Raw genomic sequence first — 1056 nt, 5'->3', positions numbered from 1 at the left:
AATCAAATAATCACTATAAAGATCAAGCATATCCATTTAATTCCCTCCCTAAAATTAAGGGCGGAATTCTAATGCTTTTTAGTCAAACTACAAGTTTATGTGCGTAACATGAGTTCATTAGTAAAGATTTAGGTAAGCTAATTGATGATGAAGGACCGGCAGATCCTTATTCCCCTGTTCCCCCAGACACCCAGCCGTTGCAGCGTTTAGTTTGGAATAGAGTGGTTGGGAATGAGCTCATTACTGAAACAAGTTCAGGAATTAAAGTTAATTTTGTACATGGACATATTGGCGATGGAGAAATTTTAAAACATGGGAAACCTCTACCGTCCCATCAAAATTTAGATACCTCATGGGCTAAATTTCCTCAGGTTTATACAACAGGCCCTAATGCCTATATTGGCAAAGACGTAAAACATTTTACCCGTCATACGAATGATCTGACTGCGCTTGAGCTGACTGACTCCTTTTGGAAAAGTCTGCAAGTAAATGAGGCTAAAAGACAATTTGAAGTTTTGTGTAAAGAACTTAAAATAAAAACTGATGAATTAATTTTAAAAGGAACCGAAGCTAACCCCGAATATGATTCTCGCTATAAGCTCGTTGCACAAGCCGCGGTACAATTAAATAAAGAGCTTAGCACTGCACAAACTAAATTTTTTGGCCAAAAACTAAGCCCTACCAGTCTTGAGGAGTTTATAAAGGAGATACATGGTGCCGTTACAACTGCCAATAAGGAGTTTGTAAACCACCGCGGTAGTTGGTATGGGGGCGGAAATCCTTTAGTTAGTTTTGTAAAAGGTTTTCTGCATGTACTGGATAAGATCCTATTTGCCATACCCAATGTGTTTACGGGGCCACACGATAAAATTAGCTTTTTCAAAACCCCGCCGACTAAATCTAGTGAGAAGTTGGCTAGCTTTCAACAAGAATTTGATAAGTTACTCATGTTACGCACATAAACTTGTAGTTTGACTAAAAAGCATTAGAATTCCGCCCTTAATTTTAGGGAGGGAATTAAATGGATATGCTTGATCTTTATAGTGATTATTTGAT

1 protein-coding gene is annotated in these 1056 nt (G+C 37.8%); it reads left to right on the top strand.

All coding sequences use genetic code 11. The annotated features are described in order from the left end of the window. The first annotated feature begins 116 nt into the window (after positions 1-116). Positions 117-962 carry a hypothetical protein gene (locus ELY15_RS15975; RefSeq protein WP_370449450.1) on the top strand — a complete coding sequence of 282 codons (846 nt, stop codon included), beginning with the start codon at positions 117-119 and terminating at the stop codon, positions 960-962. Positions 963-1056: the final 94 nt, after the last annotated feature.

This window comes from Legionella sp. km772 (assembly GCF_003989735.1).
Classification (GTDB): Bacteria; Pseudomonadota; Gammaproteobacteria; order Legionellales; family Legionellaceae; genus Legionella.
Note: the sequence above shows the minus strand (reverse complement) of the source record. Positions and strands in the feature narration are given on the sequence as shown.